Consider the following 17,335-nt stretch of genomic DNA (forward strand, 5'->3'; position numbering starts at 1 on the left):
GCAGCGCCATCAGGCGATAACCGAATCCTCATGTGCGCTGGCCGCCAGCTCTTCACCCGCCAGTTGCAGCTGATACATCTGCCAGTAACGGCCCTGCGCCGCCAGTAGTTGCTGGTGCGTACCACGCTCAACCGCCTGCCCGCGATGCAGCACCAGAATGGTATCCGCATCGACAATTGTCGATAACCGATGTGCAATCACCACCAGCGTGGTGTGTTCACGCACCGCCGCCAGCGCGTGCTGAATGGCCTGTTCAGTACCGGAATCAATACTGGCCGTGGCTTCATCGAGGATCAGTACCTGCGGCGTTTCCACCAATACCCGCGCCAGCGCCAGCAGCTGTTTCTGCCCAACGGAGAGATTATTGCCCTGCTCGCCCAGCCGGGTATGGATCCCCTCGCTCAGCCCCCGCGCCAGTGCTGCCAGTTGCACAGTCTCCAGAGCCTGCCATACCCGCTCTTCTGAGATATCACGACCCAGCGTGACGTTTGCCAGGAAGGTATCCGCCATCACCACCGGATCCTGCTGCACCATCGCGATGCCCTGACGTAACGCACTGTGGCTCAGAGAAGACAGCGGACGTCCGTCAAGGCGGATTTCGCCCTGCGTCAACGGGTAGTAACCCATCAGCAGACTGGCCAGCGTACTTTTGCCGCTACCGGTGTGTCCGACCAAGGCTACGAAGCTGCGCGAAGGCACGGACAGACTGATGTTTTGCAGCACCAGATTGTCGTCACGATAGGCAAATGAAACGTTATCCACCTCAATGTCCCCGCTCTTCAGCAGTCGATCATCGTCACCATAGCGCTGACGAGGCCCGTCCATCAGTTCGAACACTCGCTCGCCGGCGACAACCGCCTGCTGCAGCATTGATTGCTGGGTGGTCAGCTCGATCAGCGGCTCGTTCAAACGGCCGAGGTAGCTGATAAACGCGTACAGCACGCCAACCTCAATGGAGCTGCCAGAGGTAAAGCTGAACAGCATCAGCAAACCGCAGAGGATCAGCGCCGAGAAAAGGCTCAGCAGCGGGCGCAGCAAAAAGCCATCCAGTCGCAGGGTTTGCATACGCGCCATATAGTGCGAGCGGCTGGCCTCCCCCATTCTCTCGCCAAATCGCGCCTGCTGGCGGAACTGCTGGATAACGCTCATGCCGTTGATGACTTCGTTAAAGCCATCGTTAATATCCGCCAGATAAGCGCGCACCCGACGCACAATCGGGGTGCTGTAGCGTTGATAAATCACCATCACCACCATCACCGCCGGGAAAATAGCCATCGCCACCAGCGCCATACGCCACTCGAGGCTGAACATCGCCACCAGCATGGCGCCGATTAAGGCCGCGCTGCGCAGGACCGTTGCGACCACCGTCACGTACAGGTCGCGAATAACTTCGGTGTCATTGGTCACACGTGAGATAAGCTGCCCGACGGGCTGAGTATCAAAGGCGCTGAGCGGCTGGCGCAACGCAGCGTCCATTACGTCAGTGCGTAACTGTTGTACTACGCCAACCGCCGCCTGGTTAAACAACAACGACTGCGCGTAATGCAGGCCTGCCGCCAGCAGTTGCAGACCGACATAGGCCGCAACCAGCCCGACAACCATCGCCAACGGCAGATTGTTCTTCGCCACCATGTTATCAATAAAATAGCTAATCAACAGCGGACCGCTGACTTCCGCCGCAGCCGCCACCCACAGCATAACTACCGCAATCGCCAGCTGTTTTCGCCATGGTGAACCATACGCCAGCAATCTTTTCAGGGTCGGCCATAGTTGCCCAAAACTACGCATTAGCCGCCTCCTCGTTTATTTCTGGCGCATCAGACAGCGCCGCTTCCAGTTGCTGATAGCGGTACATATCGCGATACCAGCCGGGCTGTTGCACTAAAGATTCATGCTCACCGCGCTGGGCAATATGCCCATGCTGCATCACGATAATCTCGTTGGCTTCCGTCAGAGCCGATAAACGGTGGGCGCTGATAATCACGGTTCTGCCTTCGCCCCACTGACGCAGGTTATGCAGGATCTGATGCTCGGTACGACCATCTACCGCCGACAACGCATCATCCAGAATCAGGATTTCAGCGTTCAGCAGTAGCGCCCGGGCGATAGAAATACGCTGTTTTTGTCCACCAGACAGCATCACCCCGCGTTCGCCCACTTCGGTGTCATAGCCCTGAGGAAGACGTAAAATATCTTCATGAACGCTGGCAAGGCGCGCCACATGCTCGATCTCTGCCTGGGTGGCCTGCGGGCGTCCTAAGGCGATGTTATTGCCGACGGTATCGGAAAACAGGAATGGCGTCTGGCTGACAACCGCCAGCCGGCTGCGCCAGCTATCCAGCTGTAAGCGCGTTAGTGGGATATCATGAAAGCGTACATCGCCTTGGGTGATATCAAAATGACGTTGGATCAGCGACAGCACCGTACTTTTCCCCGCGCCGGTCGGACCACAGATGCCCAGCATCTCCCCTGGTTTAAGCTGAAAATTCACATTTTCCAGCGCCGGGTGGGTGGTTTGCGGGTAACAAAATTCGCGAATCGCTACCGCCAGCTCGCCGCGTCCTTCCGGCACCAGTTCAGTACCGTCATCCACTACCGGCGCTTCTGCCAGCATGGCGCGAATTCGGCTATACGCGGCGCTGCCGCGCTCGACGATGTTAAACATCCATGCCAGCGCCAGCATCGGCCAAATCATCAGACCGAGATACATCATAAAGCTGGTGAGCTGGCCGAGCGTCAGCGAACCGTGAACCACCATCCAGCTTCCCCCGGCAATCGCCAGCAGGTTAGCCATCCCAATGGCGATATAAATCGTGGGATCAAAGCGGGCGTCAATGCGCGCCACGCGCAGGTTTTTCTTACCTGTATCTTCAGCATCAGCGGCAAATAATGCCGACTGCCGATCCTCCAGACCAAAGGCCTTGATCATACGAATACTGGTCAGGCTTTCCTGAGTACGATCGTTGAGGCTGGAAAACGCCGCCTGCGCCAGCTTAAAGCGGTTATGGAGTCGATCACCGTAACGTTTGATCATTATCGCCATCACCGGCATCGGCAGCAGCGCAATCAACGTTAGTTGCCAGCTTATCTGCGTTGACATCACGATCAGCACCGCACATCCCATGACCAGCGAATCTACCAGCGTCAGTACGCCTTCCCCGGCGGCGAATACCACGCGGTCAACATCGTTAGTTGCACGCGCCATCAGATCGCCCGTGCGGTGACGCAGATAAAACTCTGGATGCTGACGACTCAACTGACGGTAATAATCTTCCCGCAGCTCAACCGCCAGTTGGTAGGATGCGCCAAACAGCAGCACGCGCCAGACATAGCGCAGTAAATAAACCACCACGGCGATCAGAGCAATGGTTCCCACCCACATCAGCAGCCGCTCGGTGGTGAAGCGTTGTGTCGTTACGCCATCCACAATGATCCCCACCACTTTCGGCGGAATAAGCTGAAGGATAGCGATGATGATAAGCAGGGCCACCGCTCCGAGGTAGCGACGCCACTCCCGGCGGAAGTACCAGCTTAATTGAGCAAATAATCGCACGCGTTATGTCCTGATAAAATTTCCGGCAATAAGCGCCGGGAGAATTATTCAATAGGGAGAGCAGTTGTGTATTTAATCTGTTCCATGGCAAAGCTGGAGGTGACGTCAGACAGGCCCGGTACGCTGTTCACCAGGCGCTTATAAAATTCATCGTAGCTTTTCATATCAGCGACCTGCACTCGCATCAGGTAATCATACTCCCCTGCCATACGCCAGAACCCCAGAACCTCGGGCATTCCGGTCACTTCAGTGACAAAGCGGCAATACCATTCGCTGCTGTGATGCTGAGTTTTGATCAGCACAAACGCAGTTAAGCCCAGCCCCAGTTTTTCCGGATCCAGCAAGGCGACTCTGCCCAGCAGAACACCGTCATCCTCGAGCCGTTTGAGGCGTTTCCAACAGGGAGTGGTAGTCAGATTAACGGCATCTGCTAACGCCTGCAAAGAAAGGGTGCAGTCCTGTTGCAGTAAGCCAAGCAGCTTACGGTCAATTTTGTCTAGCATATCCACTCCACAGAGAAGAATTTTCTACTTACATTCTATTTTAAAGGCTAAATGGCAACAATTTTTTCCGTGCTTTTCGCTATTCTGGGCACAAAATGACAAACGGATATCTATTAATGATGAATAGCTCCTGGGTTAAAAACGCCATCAATGAAATCAACGCGGATTATCAGCGTTCTGCAGATACGCATCTCATTCGTCTGTCGCTACCGGCGTTTCCGGGCATTCAGATCTATTTAAAAGATGAGAGCACGCATCCGACCGGGAGCCTGAAGCATCGTCTGGCGCGCTCACTGTTTCTGTACGGATTGTGCAATGGCTGGATCAAAGAAGGCACCACCATCATTGAATCATCGTCCGGTTCAACGGCGGTATCTGAGGCTTATTTCGCTCGACTGTTAGGGCTGCCGTTTATTGCCGTCATGCCTTCCTGTACGGCGAAACGTAAAGTTGAACAGATTGAATTTTACGGCGGTCGCTGTCATTTCGTGCAAAGCGCCTGCGAAATCTACGCGGCCTCTGAACAATTGGCGCGTGAACTGAACGGTCATTACATGGACCAGTTCACTTATGCTGAGCGCGCCACCGACTGGCGTGGCAATAATAATATTGCCGACAGCATTTTTCGTCAGATGCAGTGCGAGCCCAATCCCGTTCCCCGCCATATCGTGATGAGCGCCGGCACCGGCGGCACCTCAGCAACCATTGGCCGCTATATCCGCTGTCAGGGCTACGATACTCGCCTGATGGTAGTGGATCCGGAGAATTCGGTATTTCTGCCCTTCTGGCAGGATCGCGATGCGACATTGCGCAGCCCGGTAGGAAGCAAAATTGAAGGTATCGGGCGTCCACGCGTAGAACCCTCTTTCATTCCTGATGTGGTCGATGAAATGCTGCGCGTGCCGGATGCCGCCAGCGTGGCTACCGCGCACTGGCTGGAAACGCAGTTGGGTCGTAAAGTCGGTGCCTCAACCGGTACCAACATGTGGGGAACGCTGCAACTTGCCGCGCGCATGCGCAACGCCAGAGAAACCGGTTCACTGGTGACGCTGCTCTGCGACAGCGGTGAACGCTATCTGGAAACCTACTACAACCCGCAATGGGTTGACGCGTACATCGGTGATTTAACGCCGTGGAAAGCGGAACTTGCCCAGTTGCTGAATACACATTAAGCAGACAAAAAAAAGCCAGACGCGAAGTCTGGCTTGCTGGAAGGGATCTCTCATTCGGGGGAATAAGGTAGATGCGGATTGTCCAGCCAATGCGTCAAAAAGTGTGACACCGCCTGATTACGGCAATGTCCAATCACCGATAAATGAGGCAGTTCAGCCATCAGTTGCGGCATTGCGTTACCCATAATCAGGCCGCGCCCAACGCTGCCTAACATTTCGCGATCGTTCATAGCATCGCCAAACGCCATACACTCGGACATTGAATATCCTAAGTAGTCACTCAACACCGCCAGCGCGGATCCTTTGTTACAGCCCAGTGGTAGTACCTCAAGGCAATCAACCGCGGAGAAACAGAGATTCGCCTGTTCTCCCAGCGCTTCATTCAGTTGAATGCGCAACTGGATCAGAGATTCATGATCGCCGCAGAAACAGACCTTCGTTACCTGATGAGCCGGAATACGTTTCACATCGACGATCTGATAGCGAAATCCGCTATACACATGCGCCTGTAGCAGCGAGGGGATCTCTTGTCCGGTAAACCAACCGTTGTCATTAAAGACATGCATGCTGGCGGTGGTATCCCATTTCTGATGTAACACGATATCCGCAACATTCGGATCCAGATCCTGACGGTGCAACACATCGCCCTCAAGAGAGTGAATGCGCGTGCCGTTACCGGTGATCAAAAAGGCGTCCAGTGAGATAGAACCCAAAATGTGGCGCATTTCCAGCACATGGCGGCCAGTGGCAAATGTCAGAGTGATATCGCGTTCACGCAAGCGCGCCAGCGTTGAAAGCGTTTCGTCACCTAAATGGTGATTCGGCATCAAAAGGGTGCCATCCATATCAAATGCAGCCAGACGAGCCATTTCTTTCTCCACACTGTGACGCGGTTAACTTGTGATTCAGTATCACCTGAGATATACGGAAGTAATAGTGAATAGATAAAATGAATTGTTCCGGGTTTATTACAGAAAATCATTCAAGTTGCATCAAGGCGGCAAGTGAATGAACGCCCAGGAGCATACATTTCAGTATGTGACTGGGGTGAATAAACGCAGCCAACAAAGAGGCAGCTTGAAGGATGAAGTGTATATGAGATTGTTGAATCGCCTGAACCAATACCAACGCCTGTGGCAGCCTTCGAACGGCGAACCGCAGTCGATGACCGTTGGGGAACTGGCCGAACGCTGTTTTTGCAGTGAGCGCCACGTGCGAACCCTGCTGAAGCAAGCGCAGGATGCTGGCTGGCTGGAGTGGCACGCCCAGTCTGGGCGTGGGAAACGCGGGCAATTACGCTTTTTGGTGACGCCGGATTCCCTGCGCAACACCATGATGGAACAGGCGCTGCAAAAGGGAGAACAGCTTAGCGTGCTGGAACTGGCTCAGTTAGCACCGGGAGAATTAAGAACGTTGCTACAGCCGTTTATGGGCGGCCAATGGCAAAACGACACGCCAACCCTGCGTATCCCCTATTACCGCCCGCTTGACCCTTTGCACCCTGGATTTCTCCCCGGTCGCGCGGAGCAACACCTTGCTGGACAAGTTTTCTCTGGCCTGACCCGATTTGACAGCACTACGCAACGTCCCTGTGGAGACTTAGCCCACCACTGGAATATCTCCGCTGACGGCCTGCGCTGGGATTTCTATATTCGTTCCACCCTGCATTGGCATAACGGCGATACGGTAAGCAGCACGCAGCTACATCAACAGTTGCTGAAGCTGTTAGAGTTACCTGCGCTGAATAAGCTGTTTATCAGCGTAAAGCGCATTGAAGTGACGCATCCCCAGTGTCTGACCTTTATTCTGCATCGTCCCGACTTCTGGCTGGCGCACCGTCTGGCGAGCTACAGCAGTCACCTGGCGCATCCTGAGCACCCGTTTGTGGGTACCGGCCCGTTCCGGTTGACACTGTTTACTCCTGAGCTGGTGCGTATCGAGAGTCACGATCACTACCACCTCAGTCATCCGCTGCTAAAAGCCATTGAATACTGGATAACCCCGCAGCTCTTCTCCCAGGATTTGGGCACCAGCTGCCGCCATCCGGTGCAAATTGCGATTGGTAAACCCGAAGAGTTACCTATGCTAAGCCAGGTAAGCAGCGGGATCAGCCTTGGTTTTTGCTATCTCACGCTAAGAAAAAGCGCGCGCCTGAATACGCAGCAGGCTCGTCGACTGGTCGATATTATCCACCGTTCTTCCCTACTACAAACGCTTGAAGTGGATGAAAATCTGATCACGCCAAGCAATGCACTGCTGCCCGGATGGAGTATCCCGCAATGGGATGAACTCGACGAGGTGGCATTACCGGAAAAGCTGACGCTGGCTTATCATCTACCGGTAGAACTTCACGCTATGGCTGAACAGCTTTGCCATGCGTTGGCTCTGCTCGGCTGTGAATTAACGCTTATTTTTCATAATGCTAAAAACTGGGATGGCAATCATCCCCTAGCCCAGGCCGACCTGATGATGGGCGACAGGCTGATTGGTGAAGCACCTGAATATACTCTCGAACAGTGGTTGCGCTGCGATCAGCTCTGGTCACATGTATTGAATGCACCAGCATACACACATCTGCAAACGACCCTGGATGCCCTACAAATCCAGGCCGATGAGGACGATCGCCACGCGGCTTTACAACAAGTTTTCGCCACGCTAATGCATGATGCTACCCTGACGCCTCTGTTCAATTATCACTATCGCATCAGCGCGCCACCAGGGGTGAACGGCGTACGCCTGAATCCTCGTGGCTGGTTTGAGTTTACCGAAGCCTGGCTGCCACCTCCTTCAGCGTGAAGAAGCTGGTCGGCGACACGCCCAGGCGCTACCATAAGGGCTTCGTTATTTTGTCAGGAAAAGCCATGAAACGTGCCGTTGTTGTATTCAGTGGAGGTCAGGACTCCACGACTTGTCTGGCGCAAGCGCTGCATCAGTATGATGAAGTGCACTGCGTGACCTTTGATTATGGTCAGCGCCATCGCGCTGAGATTGATGTCGCACGTGACCTGGCCTTAAAACTTGGCGCACGCGCGCACAAAGTGCTTGATGTCACGCTGCTCAGTGAACTGGCTGTCAGCAGCCTGACCCGCGATAATATTCCGGTACCCGATTACGAACCGGATGCGAACGGCATTCCCAATACCTTTGTGCCAGGACGCAATATTCTGTTCTTAACGCTGGCAGCAATTTACGCGTACCAGGTGCAGGCAGAGGCAGTCATTACCGGCGTTTGTGAAACGGATTTCTCTGGATACCCGGACTGTCGCGATGAGTTCGTCAAAGCCCTGAACCATGCCATAAGCCTGGGGATGGCGAAAGATATTCGCTTTGAAACCCCACTGATGTGGATCGATAAAGCCGAAACCTGGGCGCTGGCTGATTACTGGGGCAAGCTGGACCTGGTACGCGAAGAAACACTAACCTGCTATAACGGCATCAAAGGTGACGGTTGCGGTCACTGTGCGGCGTGTAATCTGCGTGCCAACGGCCTGAACCATTATCTGGCGGATAAACCGGCAGTGATGGCGGCAATGAAGCAGAAAACCGGCCTGAAATAATTGAGTGAATAGTGCCGGATGGCGGCGTAAACGCCTTATCCGGCCTACCGACAGCATTCATCGTACACAATATCGCCCGTAGGCCTGATAAGCGAAGCGCCATCAGGCAACGTTGAGCTACTGCACCATCTGCTCCAGTTTTTCGCGTAACTCCCCTTCCAGCGGCAGCGCTTTTTGCGTTTTCAAATCAATACAGACGAAGGTAATCAACGCGTCAGCTACTACCTGCCCTTCCGGTTCCAGGGTAATTGTCTGGTTTAACACCCCGCTTTTGCCATTTAGCTGTTGCACCTGACTAGTGATGGTCAGCAGGTCGCTTAGCACCGCTGGACGACGGTAGTTAATATTTATATTCACGACCACAAAAGCGATGTTATGTGCAGTCATCCATTGAAAGCTGTCGCTGTTTTCCAGACCATCCCAGCGAGCTTCTTCCAAAAACTCGAGATAGCGGGCGTTGTTGACGTGCTGATAGACATCAAGATGAAAACCACGGACTTTGATTTGTGTTTGCATAGCGCAGGAACCTTACGTTTTTATAGGAATATATTCAGGGTAGTGAGGCCATAACTGGTATGACCTCTCTAGTCTGGCAAATTTTCAGCGCTGTGCAAGTTATTAAAGTGTTAAAACTGCCAAATTACGCTCCACCAGCGAACTGCCCATACCCGGTACCTGCTTTAAGTCCTCCACCGTTTTAAACGGTCCGTACTCCTCACGATAGCTCACAATCGCCTGCGCTTTCTTCAGACCTACGCCATTCATGACTCGCGCTAAATCCTCCGCAGAAGCGCTGTTGATGCTTACCCTGGTGCCTTCATCGTCGCTTGCTTTAGCGGGCAGTGTGGCTTTGCTTTGTGCCGCCCCTGAGTTTTCCGCTTTGGTTTGTGTCGCCTGGCTTTTGGCGACAGGCTCAGCCGCCAATGCAGTTTGGGCCATACCAGCGCAGGTCAATGAAAGAGTGATAAGCAGGGCTTTGATTCCATGTTTCATACTGTTTTCTCCTTGTTTGTTAACAGTGGAATCACGATAGCGAGGTGCAGAACGGCAGACAAACGGCAAATATCAGAAATGGAAAAGGCCGCGAAAGCGGCCTTTGGTAGATACAACTTTTTGCAATTTTTTGCGAACTGCCTCGGTTATTGCTGCTGTTCCAGCGCATCACCGATTTTAATTTTTGCGGCTTTACGCAGGTTGCTCATCAGCGCTTCGAAGACAATCTGCGCGTTGTTCTGAGTGATCCCCTGAACCATCGCTTTCTTCTGCGCTTCAGGCATAGAACCGGCTTTCACCTCGTCCAGCGCCAACAGAACAACGTTACCCTGCATGTCGTTCGCTACGCCGTAGCTCGGCTTGTCTTTCGCCGGCAGGCTCAGACCAAAGGCAGCCTGGCTCAACGGATCCTGACCCGTACGGCTCAGCGTTTTTGCCTCGCCAAAGCTCAGACCCGCAGCTTTCATCGCTTCATCGCCTTTACCGGCTTTCAGATCCGCCAGCAGTTTATCGGCATCAAGCTTCGCCTGCTGCTCTGCTTTATTGTGCTTAACGAGCGCAGTTACCTGCTCTTTCACTTCAGCCAGTGGCTTCACGGCTTCGGCTTTGTGCTCTGCAATACGCAGCACGAACGCGCGATCGCCATCTACGGTGATGATATCGGAGTTACTGCCAGGTGTACCGTTCTCGCCTACCAGACCACCATTGAAAATGATGTCAGCGACTGGTTTGAAATTCAGTTCTTCCGGCAGGCTGTCACGGCTGAACCAGCCCGTTTCAACCGCTTTCATACCTGCTGCCTGCTCTGCACCCGCCAGAGATTCGTTATCGTTGCTGGCCGCATCGCTGACTTTCTGTTGCAGCGCATAGTAGGCATCCAGCGCTTTTTCCTGCTTCACTTTTGCCGCAATGTCGTCACGGGCTTCGCTCAGCGGTTTAACCTGTGCAGGCTGTACGTCGTCAAGACGCGCAACGAGGAAACCAACGGAAGACTTAATTACGCCAGACAGTTGGCCTTTTTCTTTCAGACCGGCATTTTTCAGCTCATCCGGGGTGGTGGAATCTTCCAGCCATCCCATATCGCCGCCTTTACGGGCAGAGATGATATCGGCAGATTTTTCTTTCGCCAGCGCAGCAAAATCACCGCCTTTATTCAGCTCGTCCAGTACCGCTTTGGCTTCATCTTCAGTTTTGGTCTGAATGATGCTATAGCGGTTACGCTGCGGCTGAGTGAACTGATCCTGATGCTGGTCATAGTAAGACTGAATATCAGCATCGCTGGCCGTCTCCTGCATAGCAGCAGCATCCAGCTTGATGTAGCTCACGCGGAACTGTTCCGGCGTCATAAAGTTGTTTTTATTCTGCTCGTAGTAGCTGGCAACTTCCTGCTCGGTAACAGACTGCTTCGCGGCCAGTGCGTTAACGTCAATCGTCGCCTCGCGCACGATCCGCTGCTGTGCGACCAGCGCCGCCAGTTCGTCCGTTTCGCCTTTCAGCATAAAGTCTGTACCGGCAACGCCATTAATCAGCTGCTGGGTAGTAAGCTGATTACGTAATGCCTGAGCGTACTGATCTGCGGTCATGCCCATCTGATTAACAATTGCGTTATAGCGGTTGTTATCAAATTTACCGTCGACCTGGAAAGCAGGCGTGGCAAAAATAGCCTGTTTAATCTGATCGTCGCTGATGTTGAGCTTAAGCTCGCGGGAATACTGATCCAGCAGCGCTTCGTCAACAAGACGATTCAGCACCTGCTGACGCAGCGTTTTCATGTAACCTTCGTTCGCGGCCAGCTCGGAGTATTGATCGCCCAGCTGTTGCTGCATGCGGTTACGTTCGCTGTTGAACGCATTCTCGAACTGCCCGCGGCTGATCTCCTGGCCATTCACTTTGGCGGCGAAGTTATTGCCCCCGCCAATCAGGTAACCACTCACGCCGGTCAAAATGAACGACACGATAATGATACCGAAAATAATCTTGAGCACGAGACTGTTAGCAGCCGTGCGTAAGCTGTCCATCATGGTGTAACCACACTCCGCTGTAGATGACTATACGCGTTATCTCTAAAGCCGCCTGCGCGTTGACACAACAACGGCGGCAAGGATTATGAGTATATATGCTTCACGCAGCATAGCGTTTCCTGAACGCTGCGCACAAAGGCCTATTGTGACAAGAAACAGGGGTAATTGTCAGCCCACAACACGTAGAAAGTACCGGAATTACAAATAAAAAAGGCACATCAGTCGATGCGCCCTTGTACTTCGTCACATCCCCAAAGGGGAAATCACTTAGTTTACCGCGTCTTTCAGTGCTTTACCTGCACGGAAGCCCGGTACTTTAGCCGCGGCAATGGTGATCTCTTTACCTGTTTGCGGGTTGCGACCAGTACGGGCAGCACGCTCTTTAACGGCAAAAGTACCAAAACCTACCAGCGCTACGTCATCACCTTCTTTCAGAGATTCGGTAACAGAAGCAATAATTGCATCTAACGCACGTCCAGCCGCAGCTTTAGAGATATCAGCCCCTGCAGCAATTTTGTCGATCAGTTGAGATTTATTCACTCTTCTCTTCCTCTTTATAATTTATATCGCACCTGAATCCTTCAAAGTGCGACCGCGCAGCAGTTATATCAGGCCTGCCATGCCCTTACAACACCCGTTAATGATGGCAAGCCTAATCCGTCATCTAAATTAGCTATACAAAAAAAGGCTGGCAAGCCCGAAATGGCCTGCCAGCCCTGTTTTTATTAATGCTCTTTGCGCGAGGTCACTATTTTGCCGTCACAACCTGCATTCCAGAGGGTTCATTTTGCAACGCAAGAGCCAGAACTTCCTCAATGCGTTTCACCGGATGGATGTCCAGATCGGCAATTACGTTATCCGGAATCTCTTCCAGGTCACGTTTGTTCTCATCAGGAATTAAGACCGTTTTAATACCGCCACGGTGTGCCGCCAGCAGTTTTTCTTTCAAACCACCGATTGGCAGAACCTGACCACGCAGGGTGATCTCGCCGGTCATCGCCACGTCGGCGCGAACCGGGTTACCGGTAAGACAAGAAACCAGCGCGGTACACATCGCAATACCCGCACTTGGGCCATCTTTCGGCGTCGCTCCTTCAGGTACGTGAACGTGAATGTCACGTTTTTCGTAAAAATCCGGATTAATACCCAGTTTTTCCGCACGCGCACGCACAACGGTCAGTGCAGCCTGAATGGATTCCTGCATTACTTCACCCAGAGAACCGGTGTAGGTCAGCTTACCTTTACCCGGTACACAGGCGGTTTCGATGGTCAGCAGATCGCCGCCCACTTCCGTCCACGCCAGGCCGGTTACCTGACCAACGCGGTTTTCGTTGTCCGCGCGGCCATAATCAAAGCGCTGTACGCCCAGATAGTCGTGCAGATTATCGCCATTAATCTCGATATGTTTCAGCGACTTGTCGAGCAGCAGCTGTTTCACCGCTTTACGGCACAGTTTGGAGATTTCGCGCTCCAGACTACGCACACCCGCTTCACGGGTGTAGTAACGAATAATGCCTACAATGGCGCTATCGTCGACCGTCAGCTCACCTTTTTTCAGCGCGTTACGCTCAATCTGTTTCGGCAACAGGTGACGTTTTGCAATATTCAGCTTCTCGTCTTCGGTATAACCGGACAGACGGATCACTTCCATACGATCCAGCAACGGCGCCGGAATATTCATGGAGTTAGAGGTCGCAACGAACATCACGTCGCTGAGATCGTAGTCCACTTCCAGGTAGTGATCGCTGAACGCCACGTTCTGCTCTGGATCCAGCACCTCAAGCAGTGCGGAAGCCGGATCGCCACGCATGTCGGAAGACATTTTGTCGATCTCATCAAGCAGGAACAGCGGGTTTTTAACGCCCACTTTAGCCATTTTCTGGATCAGTTTACCCGGCATAGAACCGATATAGGTCCGGCGGTGACCGCGAATTTCAGCCTCATCACGCACGCCGCCCAGCGCCATACGGATGTATTTACGCCCGGTCGCCTTAGCGATGGACTGCCCCAGAGAAGTTTTACCTACCCCCGGCGGCCCAACCAGACACAGGATCGGCCCCTTGATTTTATTCACACGGCTTTGGACCGCGAGATACTCAAGGATACGATCTTTGACGCGTTCCAGACCGTAATGGTCGGTATCGAGGATTTCCTGCGCCTGACGCAGGTCTTTTTTGACCTTGCTACGCGCATTCCACGGTACCTGAACCATCCAGTCGATGTAGCCACGCACTACGGTCGCTTCCGCCGACATCGGAGACATCATTTTCAGCTTCTGCAGTTCCGCTTCCGCTTTCTCTTTTGCCTCTTTCGGCATTTTCGCCGCGTCGATCTTACGCTTCAGCGCTTCGTTTTCGTCCGGCGCATCGTCCATCTCGCCGAGCTCTTTCTGAATAGCTTTCATCTGCTCGTTCAGATAGTACTCACGCTGGGATTTTTCCATCTGCTTTTTCACGCGGTTGCGAATGCGTTTCTCAACCTGCAGCAGATCGATTTCAGACTCCATCATCGCCATCAGATATTCCAGACGTTCGTTAACGTCGGACATCTCCAGCACGGACTGTTTGTCAGCCAGCTTCAGCGGCATGTGCGCTGCGATGGTGTCCGCCAGACGTGCAGGATCGTCGATGCTGTTCAGCGACGTCAGCACTTCTGGTGGGATTTTCTTGTTCAGCTTGATGTAGCCTTCAAACTGGCTGATAGCAGTACGCACCAGCACTTCCTGTTCGCGCTCATCAATAGCAGGCGAGTCAAGGTACTCTGCTTTCGCAGAGAAGTGCTCGCCGTTGTCAGACAGCGCTGAAATACGCGCGCGCTGTAACCCCTCGACCAGCACTTTTACGGTGCCGTCAGGCAGTTTCAGCATCTGCAAAATAGAGGCCACGGTCCCGACGGTGAAAAGATCGTTTACACCCGGCTCATCCGTTGACGCTTCTTTCTGTGCGACCAGCATGATTTTTTTATCATGGTCCATAGCCGCTTCCAGACAACGGATAGATTTTTCCCGCCCTACAAATAAGGGTATGACCATGTGCGGATAAACCACCACATCGCGCAACGGCAATACGGGGATTTCAATGCGTTCAGAACGCTCAGGATTCATAGAGCTCTCTCTTAGTTTAGTTTCCGCCAGGTAATCAGGTGGTACGACTGTGCTTCACACCACCTTTAACATGTATGTCAGTATATGGGGATGTTTCCCACACATTCAACGCCATGTTTACGGAAAAATAAAAGGGGAGATAAAATCCCCCCTTTTTAATTAAATGTCTGTATGAATTGATGAATTATTCGCCAGATGCCTGTTGTGCTTCCGGCTTACCGTAAATCAGCAATGGCTTGCTCTGGCCGCCAATCACCGACTCGTCGATCACCACTTTTTCGACGTCTTCCATCGAAGGCAGATCGTACATGGTGTCGAGCAGCGCGGCTTCGACGATAGAACGCAGACCACGGGCACCGGTTTTACGCGCCATCGCTTTCTTGGCGATCGCATCCAGCGCTTCCTCACGGAACTCCAGATCAACACCTTCAAGATTGAACAACGCCTGATACTGCTTGGTCAGGGCATTTTTCGGCTCTTTGAGGATCTGAATCAGCGCTTCTTCACTCAGTTCGCTCAGGGTTGCCACAACCGGCAGACGACCGATGAACTCAGGGATCAGACCAAATTTGATCAGATCTTCCGGTTCGACCTGCGACAGCAGTTCACCTTCGCTGGCTTTATCAGACTGTGCTTTTACCGTTGCGCCAAAACCAATGCCGGAGCCAGTTTCAACACGGTTAGCAATCACTTTATCCAGACCGGCAAAGGCACCACCGCAGATAAACAGGATCTTGGAGGTATCAACCTGCAGGAATTCCTGCTGAGGATGTTTACGACCACCCTGCGGCGGAACGGCAGCAACCGTACCTTCGATCAGTTTCAACAGCGCCTGCTGTACGCCTTCGCCAGAAACGTCACGGGTAATGGACGGGTTATCAGACTTACGAGAAATCTTGTCGATTTCATCGATATAGACGATCCCACGCTGTGCTTTCTGCACGTCGTAATCGCACTTCTGCAACAGTTTCTGAATAATATTTTCAACATCTTCACCCACATAACCGGCTTCGGTCAGCGTGGTGGCGTCGGCCATAGTGAACGGCACATCCAGCAGGCGCGCCAGCGTTTCAGCCAGCAGCGTTTTACCGGAACCCGTCGGGCCAATCAGCAGGATGTTACTTTTGCCCAACTCAACCCCATTGCTGGTGTCGCCGTTGCGCAGACGTTTGTAATGGTTGTATACCGCGACCGCCAGCACTTTCTTCGCCTGCTCCTGACCGATAACGTAATCGTCCAGGTGGTTGCGAATTTCATGTGGCGTCGGCAGCGCACTGCGTTCACGGTGCGGTGCTACTTCCTTAATCTCTTCGCGAATGATGTCGTTGCATAAATCAACACATTCGTCGCAGATATACACGGATGGACCGGCAATCAGCTTACGCACTTCATGCTGGCTTTTGCCGCAAAAAGAGCAGTACAACAATTTGCCCGAGCCATCTTTGCGTTTATCTGTCATGGGTCAAAACCTCTTCTTTGTTCTTTGTGCCGCACACGACGACGCAAATGCCATTCTCAGGCGCAAGACGCTAGTCAGCGTTGTGCCGCTCCAGGTAATTATAGCGGCACACCTGCGCACTGGGCATTAATTACGATGGGTCAAAATCGAGTCGACCAGACCGTACTCTACCGCTTCAGAAGCGGAGAGGAAGCGATCGCGCTCGGTATCACGTTCAATCTGCTCAAGAGATTGACCCGTATGATGCGCCATAAGTTCGTTCATGCGCCCTTTTACCTTCAGGATTTCACGGGCATGAATTTCAATATCCGTTGCCTGGCCCTGGTAACCGCCCAGAGGCTGGTGGATCATGACGCGAGAGTTAGGCAGGCAAAAACGTTTGCCTTTCGCCCCGGCGGTCAGCAGGAACGCCCCCATTGAGGCCGCCTGGCCCATACAAATGGTGCTGACGTCCGGCTTAATAAACTGCATGGTGTCATAGATAGACATCCCGGCAGTGATCACTCCACCAGGGGAGTTGATGTACAGGTAGATATCTTTTTCTGGGTTTTCTGCTTCCAGGAACAGCATCTGCGCCACGATCAGGTTAGCCATATGGTCTTCGACCTGGCCGGTCAGAAAAATGACGCGTTCCTTAAGTAGACGAGAATAGATATCAAAAGAGCGCTCACCACGTGAGGTCTGTTCAATGACCATCGGCACCAGCGCCATATGGGGTGCAAAGTTATCTCGTTCGCCGCTGTATGACATTTCCGTCTCCTGGATAAAATTTGAAAAAACCTGCTGTGCTGATTGTAACCTTATGGACGGATTATCAGCTAGTCCCTCAGTAATGGGTACGACATCGCCATAATTCAAGCATAACAATCTTTTGTTGTAACGCTAACACTGAAACGCTGTTTTCGCACTCTTCCCATGCAAAATGCGTGACAAAAAAAAACCCGCCACCAAAAGGTGACGGGCTTGCGTACGAA

14 protein-coding genes are annotated in these 17,335 nt (G+C 52.9%); 3 read left to right on the forward strand and 11 right to left on the reverse strand.

Annotation, left to right across the window (positions count from 1 at the left end; genetic code table 11):
• Positions 1 to 9: 9 nt before the first annotated feature.
• The 3 genes from OGV85_RS23355 to OGV85_RS23365 are packed head-to-tail and all read right to left on the reverse strand — an operon-like array spanning position 10 to position 4,056.
• On the reverse strand, positions 10 to 1,788 hold the full coding sequence (locus OGV85_RS23355) for a SmdB family multidrug efflux ABC transporter permease/ATP-binding protein (RefSeq protein WP_061547927.1): 1,779 nt from the start codon (positions 1,786 to 1,788) through the stop codon (positions 10 to 12).
• Positions 1,781 to 3,553, reverse strand: coding sequence for a SmdA family multidrug ABC transporter permease/ATP-binding protein (locus OGV85_RS23360; protein ID WP_003021651.1), 1,773 nt, complete (start codon positions 3,551 to 3,553; stop codon positions 1,781 to 1,783). The genes OGV85_RS23355 and OGV85_RS23360 overlap by 8 nt, the downstream gene beginning before the upstream one ends.
• 44 nt (positions 3,554 to 3,597) lie before the next feature.
• Positions 3,598 to 4,056, reverse strand: a complete 459-nt coding sequence (locus OGV85_RS23365) for an Lrp/AsnC family transcriptional regulator (RefSeq protein WP_003021649.1) — start codon at positions 4,054 to 4,056, stop codon at positions 3,598 to 3,600.
• Between the two features lie 116 nt (positions 4,057 to 4,172).
• Between OGV85_RS23365 and OGV85_RS23370 the strand changes: the two genes are divergently transcribed.
• Entirely contained in the window at positions 4,173 to 5,228 is a 1,056-nt protein-coding gene (locus OGV85_RS23370) for a PLP-dependent cysteine synthase family protein (protein WP_220132166.1), read from the forward strand.
• Between the two features lie 50 nt (positions 5,229 to 5,278).
• On the opposite strand, the gene cof is transcribed toward OGV85_RS23370, so the two are convergent.
• Positions 5,279 to 6,097, reverse strand: coding sequence for an HMP-PP phosphatase (gene cof / locus OGV85_RS23375; protein WP_054528151.1), 819 nt, complete (start codon positions 6,095 to 6,097; stop codon positions 5,279 to 5,281).
• 226 nt (positions 6,098 to 6,323) lie between these two features.
• Here cof and OGV85_RS23380 point away from each other — a divergent pair, with 226 nt between their 5' ends.
• Both OGV85_RS23380 and queC read left to right on the forward strand, forming a co-directional pair.
• Positions 6,324 to 8,024: an SgrR family transcriptional regulator gene (locus OGV85_RS23380; RefSeq protein WP_061547931.1), complete on the forward strand. Its 1,701-nt coding sequence runs from the start codon at positions 6,324 to 6,326 to the stop codon at positions 8,022 to 8,024.
• Positions 8,025 to 8,089: 65 nt separating this feature from the next.
• Positions 8,090 to 8,785 (forward strand): 7-cyano-7-deazaguanine synthase QueC, encoded by a 696-nt coding sequence (queC, locus tag OGV85_RS23385; RefSeq protein ID WP_061547926.1) that lies wholly within the window; start codon positions 8,090 to 8,092, stop codon positions 8,783 to 8,785.
• Positions 8,786 to 8,902: 117 nt separating this feature from the next.
• Here the strand turns inward: queC and fadM are convergent, their stop codons facing one another.
• The 7 genes from fadM to clpP form a co-directional block, all read right to left on the reverse strand.
• Positions 8,903 to 9,301, reverse strand: a complete 399-nt coding sequence (gene fadM / locus OGV85_RS23390; RefSeq protein ID WP_003021636.1) for a long-chain acyl-CoA thioesterase FadM — start codon at positions 9,299 to 9,301, stop codon at positions 8,903 to 8,905.
• A gap of 102 nt (positions 9,302 to 9,403) precedes the next feature.
• A complete protein-coding gene (locus OGV85_RS23395) occupies positions 9,404 to 9,778 on the reverse strand; it encodes a helix-hairpin-helix domain-containing protein (RefSeq protein ID WP_003021633.1) in 375 nt (124 codons plus the stop codon).
• A gap of 146 nt (positions 9,779 to 9,924) precedes the next feature.
• Complete coding sequence (gene ppiD, locus OGV85_RS23400; protein ID WP_016149702.1) at positions 9,925 to 11,799, reverse strand: peptidylprolyl isomerase; 1,875 nt, start codon at positions 11,797 to 11,799, stop codon at positions 9,925 to 9,927.
• Positions 11,800 to 12,066: 267 nt separating this feature from the next.
• Entirely contained in the window at positions 12,067 to 12,357 is a 291-nt protein-coding gene (hupB, locus tag OGV85_RS23405; protein WP_219352570.1) for a nucleoid-associated protein HU-beta, read from the reverse strand.
• Positions 12,358 to 12,547: 190 nt separating this feature from the next.
• Positions 12,548 to 14,902, reverse strand: a complete 2,355-nt coding sequence (gene lon, locus OGV85_RS23410) for an endopeptidase La (protein ID WP_003021627.1) — start codon at positions 14,900 to 14,902, stop codon at positions 12,548 to 12,550.
• Between the two features lie 184 nt (positions 14,903 to 15,086).
• Positions 15,087 to 16,361 (reverse strand): ATP-dependent protease ATP-binding subunit ClpX, encoded by a 1,275-nt coding sequence (gene clpX / locus OGV85_RS23415; RefSeq protein ID WP_003831013.1) that lies wholly within the window; start codon positions 16,359 to 16,361, stop codon positions 15,087 to 15,089.
• A gap of 126 nt (positions 16,362 to 16,487) precedes the next feature.
• Entirely contained in the window at positions 16,488 to 17,111 is a 624-nt protein-coding gene (gene clpP / locus OGV85_RS23420) for an ATP-dependent Clp endopeptidase proteolytic subunit ClpP (protein ID WP_003021624.1), read from the reverse strand.
• Positions 17,112 to 17,335 lie beyond the last annotated feature (224 nt).

The organism is Citrobacter sp. Cf132 (assembly GCF_030333885.1).
GTDB classification, from domain to species: Bacteria; Pseudomonadota; Gammaproteobacteria; order Enterobacterales; family Enterobacteriaceae; genus Citrobacter; species Citrobacter freundii.

What these genes read in the sequence shown, in the direction of transcription:
- OGV85_RS23365 (WP_003021649.1), bottom strand. Translation starts at nt 4,056, where the DNA reads ATGCTAGACAAAATTGACCGTAAGCTGCTTGGCTTACTGCAACAGGAC.
- OGV85_RS23395 (WP_003021633.1), bottom strand. Translation starts at nt 9,778, where the DNA reads ATGAAACATGGAATCAAAGCCCTGCTTATCACTCTTTCATTGACCTGC.
- cof (WP_054528151.1), bottom strand. Translation starts at nt 6,097, where the DNA reads ATGGCTCGTCTGGCTGCATTTGATATGGATGGCACCCTTTTGATGCCG.
- lon (WP_003021627.1), bottom strand. Translation starts at nt 14,902, where the DNA reads ATGAATCCTGAGCGTTCTGAACGCATTGAAATCCCCGTATTGCCGTTG.
- ppiD (WP_016149702.1), bottom strand. Translation starts at nt 11,799, where the DNA reads ATGATGGACAGCTTACGCACGGCTGCTAACAGTCTCGTGCTCAAGATT.
- clpP (WP_003021624.1), bottom strand. Translation starts at nt 17,111, where the DNA reads ATGTCATACAGCGGCGAACGAGATAACTTTGCACCCCATATGGCGCTG.
- OGV85_RS23355 (WP_061547927.1), bottom strand. Translation starts at nt 1,788, where the DNA reads ATGCGTAGTTTTGGGCAACTATGGCCGACCCTGAAAAGATTGCTGGCG.
- queC (WP_061547926.1), top strand. Translation starts at nt 8,090, where the DNA reads ATGAAACGTGCCGTTGTTGTATTCAGTGGAGGTCAGGACTCCACGACT.
- OGV85_RS23370 (WP_220132166.1), top strand. Translation starts at nt 4,173, where the DNA reads ATGATGAATAGCTCCTGGGTTAAAAACGCCATCAATGAAATCAACGCG.
- fadM (WP_003021636.1), bottom strand. Translation starts at nt 9,301, where the DNA reads ATGCAAACACAAATCAAAGTCCGTGGTTTTCATCTTGATGTCTATCAG.
- OGV85_RS23380 (WP_061547931.1), top strand. Translation starts at nt 6,324, where the DNA reads ATGAGATTGTTGAATCGCCTGAACCAATACCAACGCCTGTGGCAGCCT.
- clpX (WP_003831013.1), bottom strand. Translation starts at nt 16,361, where the DNA reads ATGACAGATAAACGCAAAGATGGCTCGGGCAAATTGTTGTACTGCTCT.